The sequence below is a fragment of the Isoptericola sp. NPDC060185 genome, from assembly GCF_042728595.1.
In the GTDB taxonomy this organism is placed as follows: domain Bacteria; phylum Actinomycetota; class Actinomycetes; order Actinomycetales; family Cellulomonadaceae; genus Isoptericola.
On record NZ_JBHWYY010000047.1, the window covers coordinates 24255 to 30636 of the forward strand.

7 protein-coding genes are annotated in these 6382 nt (G+C 76.5%); 4 read left to right on the forward strand and 3 right to left on the reverse strand.

All coding sequences use genetic code 11. The features are described 5' to 3' along the window. Positions 1-37: 37 nt before the first annotated feature. Positions 38-964 (reverse strand): glycosyltransferase family 2 protein, encoded by a 927-nt coding sequence (locus ACFWDO_RS14755; RefSeq protein WP_380318951.1) that lies wholly within the window; start codon positions 962-964, stop codon positions 38-40. Between the two features lie 253 nt (positions 965-1217). Further along, positions 1218-2051: a DUF5926 family protein gene (locus ACFWDO_RS14760; RefSeq protein ID WP_380318954.1), complete on the reverse strand. Its 834-nt coding sequence runs from the start codon at positions 2049-2051 to the stop codon at positions 1218-1220. Between the two features lie 210 nt (positions 2052-2261). Here ACFWDO_RS14760 and ACFWDO_RS14765 point away from each other — a divergent pair, with 210 nt between their 5' ends. From ACFWDO_RS14765 to ACFWDO_RS14780, 4 genes are all read left to right on the forward strand, one after another. Further along, positions 2262-3623, forward strand: a complete 1362-nt coding sequence (locus ACFWDO_RS14765; RefSeq protein WP_380318957.1) for a CoA transferase — start codon at positions 2262-2264, stop codon at positions 3621-3623. Between the two features lie 122 nt (positions 3624-3745). Further along, positions 3746-4339: a sulfite oxidase-like oxidoreductase gene (locus ACFWDO_RS14770; protein WP_380318960.1), complete on the forward strand. Its 594-nt coding sequence runs from the start codon at positions 3746-3748 to the stop codon at positions 4337-4339. Further along, positions 4336-5058 carry an FAD-binding oxidoreductase gene (locus tag ACFWDO_RS14775; RefSeq protein ID WP_380318963.1) on the forward strand — a complete coding sequence of 241 codons (723 nt, stop codon included), beginning with the start codon at positions 4336-4338 and terminating at the stop codon, positions 5056-5058. Before ACFWDO_RS14770 ends, ACFWDO_RS14775 begins: the two co-directional genes overlap by 4 nt. Next, positions 5058-5348 carry a DUF6510 family protein gene (locus ACFWDO_RS14780; RefSeq protein WP_380318966.1) on the forward strand — a complete coding sequence of 97 codons (291 nt, stop codon included), beginning with the start codon at positions 5058-5060 and terminating at the stop codon, positions 5346-5348. Before ACFWDO_RS14775 ends, ACFWDO_RS14780 begins: the two co-directional genes overlap by 1 nt. Positions 5349-5376: 28 nt before the next feature. Here ACFWDO_RS14780 and ACFWDO_RS14785 read toward each other — a convergent pair whose 3' ends face one another. Further along, positions 5377-6324, reverse strand: a complete 948-nt coding sequence (locus ACFWDO_RS14785; protein WP_380318969.1) for a Ppx/GppA phosphatase family protein — start codon at positions 6322-6324, stop codon at positions 5377-5379. Between the last annotated feature and the right edge of the window lie 58 nt (positions 6325-6382).

Consider the following 6382-nt stretch of genomic DNA (forward strand, 5'->3'; position numbering starts at 1 on the left):
GGGGCGAACGGCACGTCGGTGCAGATCAGGGACGCGCTCAGGACGCCGCGTGGTCGCGCGAGCGACCGATCCCGCGGACGGCGTCGACCGCGCCGCGGACCCGCCGCGCGTTCACGGCGAGCACGACGTCGCGATACTGCCCCGCGCGGTGGATCTGCCCCTTGAGGTCGTTCGACGACGCGCGGTGCTTGAGGTCGCACGGCACCTCGACGGCCACGTACCCCTGGCGGAGCAGGTCGATCGTCATGCCCGTCTCGACGCCCCAGCCGTGCGCGAGCGGCGTCGCCGCCTCGAACGCCTCGCGGGTGAGGCAGCGCATGCCGGACAGCGGCTGCGTGGGGCTCCACCCGGTGAGGTGCTGGATGGCGCGCCGCGCCGTGCCCACGACGATCCCCCGGCCGCCGGCCCCGGTCTGCCGCGGCAGCAGGGCGATCGCGAGGTCCGCGACGCCCTCGCGCACGGGCGCGACCAGCGGGGCCGTGTTGACGGCCGTGTCGCCCAGGTCGCCGTCCACGAAGAGCAGGAGGCGCGGGGCGCGCCCGTCGGCGTCGCGCATGGCGACGACGGCCGCGCCGGTCTCCATCGCGGCGGCCTTGCCCCGGTTGTGCGAGTGCCGCACCACGACGGCGCCGGCGTCGCGGGCGACGTGCTGCGTGTCGTCCGTCGAACCGTCGTCGACCACGAGCACGAGGTCGACGTGCGGGATCGCGCGGGCCGACCGCACGGTGGCGGCGATGCGCGCCGACTCGTCCTTGGCGGGGATGATCACCGCGACCCGCTGCGGGTTGCGGCGCCCCTGCGCCGTCGGTGGGCGCGGCGTCTTGGCGACGGGCAGCGCACCCCCGCGGGTGGTGACGGACGCGCCTGCGCCGTCCTGGCCGTCGACCGAGTTCCGCTCGCCGGCATCGTCCTGGCTGGTGGACACCTCAGCGCCCGTGCGGGTCGCTCCGTGGTCCGTGTTCACGACTCCCTGCCTGTTGGGTCTCTGCCCGTGTCGGCCGTGCGGACGACGCCCGCGCGGCGCTGCTGTGCGGTGGCTCCTTGGGGGAATCACCGGGGATCAGAAGAGCAAACTTTTCCCGAAGAACTGTACTCCCCCGGAAGGCCCGATCTCGGGTCAAGAAAGGGTGTCGTCCGGGACGTGCCGTGAAGATCGTGCGGAGCCGCCGCCGAGCCGGTCGTCCCGCCCGCGGCGGGGGCCGCGCGGGGGCGCTGCGTCAGCGCAGCGTCACCTGTCGGGAGACGATACCGGCCCGGGCCCGCCGCTCGTTCGCGTCGAGCGGCTCGGTGACCGCGAGCGCCTCGTCGAGTCGGGCCGCGAGCTCCGCCACCGGCTCCTCGAGCTCCGCCGCCTCGGTGCCGCGCGGCAGCTCCCAGACGGGCACCACGAGGCCGCAGGCGCGGAACATGCCGAGGAACTTGCCGCCGACGAGGCCCGACTCGCGGCGCGCGTGCAGGCGGGCGATCGCGTCCACGACGCGGTCCTCGTCCTCCGTGCGCGCCCACCGCAGGAACTCCCGCGACATCCGGCACCAGTACGCCGCCGGCACCGACGACAGCTTCACCGTCGGGATGGACGCCTCGGCCGCCTCGTCGAGCGACTCGCGGATCTCGTCGGTCATCTCGGTGCCGGCGTCGAGCCAGTAGTCGTAGTCGTCGTGCACGGTCACCTCGAACGGGACGTCGAGGTCGAGCACGTCCTGCAGCCGCGGGTCGCCGTCCTCGGGGGCCGGCAGCTCCTCGGGCAGCACGCCCGTGCCGGGCTCCGCCGCGGCGGCCGCGAGCAGCGCGGCGGCCAGGTCGCGGCTGAGGTCGTCGGAGGCGCCCATGCCGTGCAGCGCGAGCAGGACGGTGCCGTCCTCGCGGTGCAGCGCGCACCAGCCGCCCGGGAGGACGGTCGTGACGACGATGTCGCGGCCGCCGTGGTCCGGCGTCGTCCGCGCCGTCGCCGTGGCGGACGGCACCACCTCGCGCATCGCGACCCAGTCCGCCTCCCCCGGCAGACCCTCGAACGGACGCAGGACGGGGGTGGTCGCAGAGCTCTTGGCCATGCCCGCGATCCTATCCGGCCCGCGGTCCCGCCCTCCCGCGGGGTAGTCCGGAACTCCGCGAGGTAGGGAACGGGCCGAGCTACCTGGGCGAGATCCGGACTACTTCGCGGGGATCTGAACTACCTCGGCAGGTCCGGAACTACCTCGCGGGGATCTGGACTACCTCGCGGGCACCTGAGCTGTCTCGACGGCGGTGGGTACGGTGACTCCGTGGAGGGCTGGCGCCGCCTCGTGGCGGACTACCGGGACGGAGTCGCACCGGGCCTCGCGCACGACGGCGGGGACCGGGCGACGGCGCTCGACGGCGCGCGGGGAGCGTGGCTCGCGGCGACGCTGCCCGCGCTCGACCTGGCGCTCGGGTCGGTCGCCGCGCTGTGCTCGGCCGCCGGCCGAGCGGGGGCGACGGGGCCGCTGGTGGAGCGCGGCCCGTCGCCGGCACGGGTGGCGGCGTCGTTCGGCTCGGACCGGCTGCTCCGGCTGGACGGCCGACCAGTCGCCGGGTTCGCGCCGCTGTCCGGCTTCTTCGCCACCGGCGACGGGTGGGTGCGCACGCACGCCAACTACCCGCACCACCGGGCGCGGCTGCTGCGGCTGCTCGGGCTGCCCGACGGCACGGACCGCGACGGCCTGGCCGCGCGCCTCGCGGACGTCTCCGCCGCCGGGCTCGAGGACGATGCCGCGGCGGTCGGCGCGATCGTCGCGCGCGTCCGGGACGAGGCCGCGTGGCGGGCGTCGGCGCCCGGGGCGGCCGCGGCGCGGGGCCCGCTCGTGCGGGTCGCGGTGCGCGACGACGTGGCCGCGCGCCCGGTCCTCCTTCCCGGCGGGCACACGCCGCTCGCCGGGGTGCGGGTGCTCGACCTGACCCGCGTCATCGCCGGGCCCGTCGCCACCCGCGCGCTGGCCGCGCTCGGCGCCGACGTGCTGCGCGTGGACCCGCCGGTGCCAGCGGAGATCCGCCACCAGCACCTCGACGTCGGGCAGGGCAAGCGCACCACCCTGCTCGACCTGCACGACGCGGGCGACCGCGAGCGCGCCCAGGCGCTGCTGGACGACGCGGACGTACTGGTCACCGGCTACCGGCCCGGCGCTCTCGAGGGATTCGGGCTGCGCCCGCCGCCGGGCGCCGTCGTCGGCCGCGTCTCCGCGTGGGGCGAGGCCGGGCCGTGGTCCCGCCGCCGCGGCTTCGACTCCATCGTGCAGGCGGCGTCGGGCGTCGCGCTGCTCGAGTCCACCGACGGCGCGACCCCCGGCGCGCTGCCCGCGCAGGCGCTGGACCATGCCACCGGGTACCTGCTCGCCGCCGGTGTCGTCGACGCGCTCGCCGCCCGCGGCCACGACGGGTGCGGGCGGGACGTCGTGACCGCGCTGGCCCGCACGGCCACCTGGCTGCTCGACGCCGACGGCCGCGACCCCGGCCACCCGCCGGCCGGGGTGCCCGGGCCTGGGTCGGTCGTGAGTCACGGCCACCGGCCGCGCGTCACCACCGCGCGCCCCGCGCTGCCCGGCGTCGACGACCACCCGGCGCCCGCGCGCCCGTGGGGCACGGACCACGCCGCCTGGTCGCCGCGCTGACACTTCCCCCGCCCGGCAGGTGCGAGGGGCCCGCGCCTCTGGTCTCATCGGACGCAGGGTTCGAGCGACCCGGGTGAGGAATCCAGGGCCGGCAGGCCCGACCACGGCGAGAGGGAGGCCCGATGGGCGTCGTCACGCGGGGCTTCGGGGGCCGGCGCCCCGAGCCGGAGCACCAGATCCCGCCGGGCCAGTTCGTCACCGACGACTTCCCGGTGCTGTCCGCCGGCCCGACGCCGCACGTCGACGAGGCGCACTGGGAGCTCACCGTCCGCACGGAGACGGGCGAGGGCCGTACCTGGACCTGGGACGCCCTGATGGCGCTGCCGGCCGAGGAGATCGAGACCGACATCCACTGCGTCACGCACTGGACCAAGCTCGGCACGTCATGGCGCGGCGTCTCGCTGGACACCCTGCTGGCCGACGTCGAGACGAGCGCGGAGTTCGTCATGGCGCACTCCTACGGCGGCTACACGACCAACCTGCCGCTCCAGGACCTGCTCGACGGGCAGGCGTGGGTCGCGTTCGAGTTCGAGGGCGAGCCGCTGGAGCCGGTGCACGGCGGGCCGGCGCGGCTGCTGGTGCCGCACCTGTACTTCTGGAAGAGCGCCAAGTGGCTGCGCGGCCTGGAGCTGATGGACGCCGAGGACCTCGGCTTCTGGGAGCAGAACGGGTACCACGCGTACGGCGACCCCTGGCTCGAGCAGCGGTACTCGTGACCTGGCAGACCGGGTGGCACGTGGCGACCGTCGTCGGCGCCCGGCCGCTCACCGACACGGCGCGGGAGCTCACGCTCGCCGTGCCGGGGTTCGGCGGCACGCTGCCCGGCCAGCACGTCGACGTGCGCCTCACCGCGCCGGACGGCTACCAGGCCACCCGCGCCTACTCGCTCGCGACGGCGGGCGTGGACGAGCGGGTCGACCTCGTCGTGGACGAGGTGCCGGACGGGGAGGTGTCGCCCTACCTGACCCACGACGCGCGCCCCGGCGACCAGGTCGAGGTCCGCGGCCCGCTGGGCGGGTACTTCGTGTGGCACGACGACGACCCCGCCCCCGTGCTGCTGGTGGCCGGCGGCTCCGGCGTCGTGCCGTTCCTGGCGATGCTGCGCGCCCGTCGCCTGTCGGGGCGCCGGGCCCCGTTCCGGCTCGTCTGCTCCGTGCGCGGGCCGGCGGGCGCCATCGGGCGCGACGAGATCGACTCCCCCGACCCGGGCCTCGACGTGCGGTGGGTCTACACGCGCGAGGTGCCGCCCGGCTGGCCCACGCCCCCGGCGCGCCTCACGCCGGACGACCTCTCTGCCCCCGGGTTCGGCCCCGACGACGGCACGAACGTCTTCGTCTGCGGCCCCACCCGCTTCGTCGAGGCCGCGGCCGAGCTGCTCACCGGCCTCGGACACCCGTCCGCCCGGGTCCGCACCGAACGCTTCGGAGGTGCCTGATGACGTCCACCGCCCCGACCACCCCCGACAGGCCCGTCCTCGACGGCTCGGCCCTGGCCGGGCTGCTCAGCGAGGTCTACTCCTTCGACGCCACCCTCGCGGTCGTGCGCTGCGCGCACTGCGGGCACACCGACGTCCTCGCCCGCACCACCGTGCACCTGTCCGCCATGGGCGGCGTCGTGCGCTGCGCGACCTGCGCCGCCGTCCTGCTCGTCGTCGTGGACCGGCCCGACGGCGCGCGCGTGTCGTCCCCCGGCGCCGCGTGGGTGCAGGCGCCGCCGCGCCCCTGACCGCCCCGGATCGACGGCTCGGCGCCCCCTACATCCGGTCGAGGCGCTGGAGCACGGCGCCCTCGCGCAGGGCCCACGGGCAGATCTCGACCTCGTCGACGCCGAGCGCGCGCATGGTCTCCTCCGCCACGACCCCGCCGCCGACGATCTGGTACGTGCGGTCGGTGGTGACGCCCGGCAGGGCGGTGCGCCCGTCGGCGGGGATGCGGGCCAGGCGCGGCACCCAGTCGGCGAGCTGCGCCAGGCGCATCCGCCAGCGGTCGTCCGGGCCGACGGCCTCCACCTGCATCCCGGCGAGACGCGCCAGGGAGCGGAAGGTCTTCGACGTCGCCACGACGTGATCCGGGGCAGCCACGGCCGCGAGCCGCTCGACGACGGGCGCCAGCAGCGCGCGGGCGTGCTCGCGCAAGGCCTGCACCTCGTCGGCGGACGGCGGGTCGTGCCGCAGGAACTCGCGCGTCGTGCGGCCGGCGCCGAGCGGGACGGACGCGGCGAGGTCCGGCTCCTCGTCCACGCCGGTCGCGATCTCCAGGGAGCCGCCCCCGATGTCGAGCACCAGCAGCCGACCGGCGGCCCACCCGTGCCAGCGGCGGGCGGCGAGGAACGTCAGGCGTGCCTCGTCCTCCCCCGACAGGACGACGACGTCGCGTCCCACCCGCGCGGAGATCGCGGCCAGCACCTCGGCGCCGTTCGCCGCGTCGCGGAGGGCCGAGGTGGCCATCGGCATCAGCTCCTCGACGGCGGACTCACGCGCGACGGCCATGACGTCGTCGACCGCCGCGAGGAGCGCGGTGCGGCCCTCCGGCGTCACCGCGCCCTCGTCGTCGAGGTAGCGCATCAGCCGCACGGCGATCTTGCGCGACGCGTGCGGCGCCGGCCGCACGCCGTACCGGGCGTCCATGACGAGCAGATGCACCGTGTTGGAGCCGATGTCGATCACGCCGAGCCGCGGCGCCCGGGCCGTCGCCGAGGTCATGCTGCCGAGCGTAGCGACGCGCGGGGACGACGACGCCCGGCCCCGCGGGGTGCGGGGC

Coding starts and splice junctions, on each gene's coding strand:
- ACFWDO_RS14760 (WP_380318954.1), bottom strand. CDS start 2,051: ATGGCCAAGAGCTCTGCGACCACCCCCGTCCTGCGTCCGTTCGAGGGT.
- ACFWDO_RS14770 (WP_380318960.1), top strand. CDS start 3,746: ATGGGCGTCGTCACGCGGGGCTTCGGGGGCCGGCGCCCCGAGCCGGAG.
- ACFWDO_RS14780 (WP_380318966.1), top strand. CDS start 5,058: ATGACGTCCACCGCCCCGACCACCCCCGACAGGCCCGTCCTCGACGGC.
- ACFWDO_RS14785 (WP_380318969.1), bottom strand. CDS start 6,324: ATGACCTCGGCGACGGCCCGGGCGCCGCGGCTCGGCGTGATCGACATC.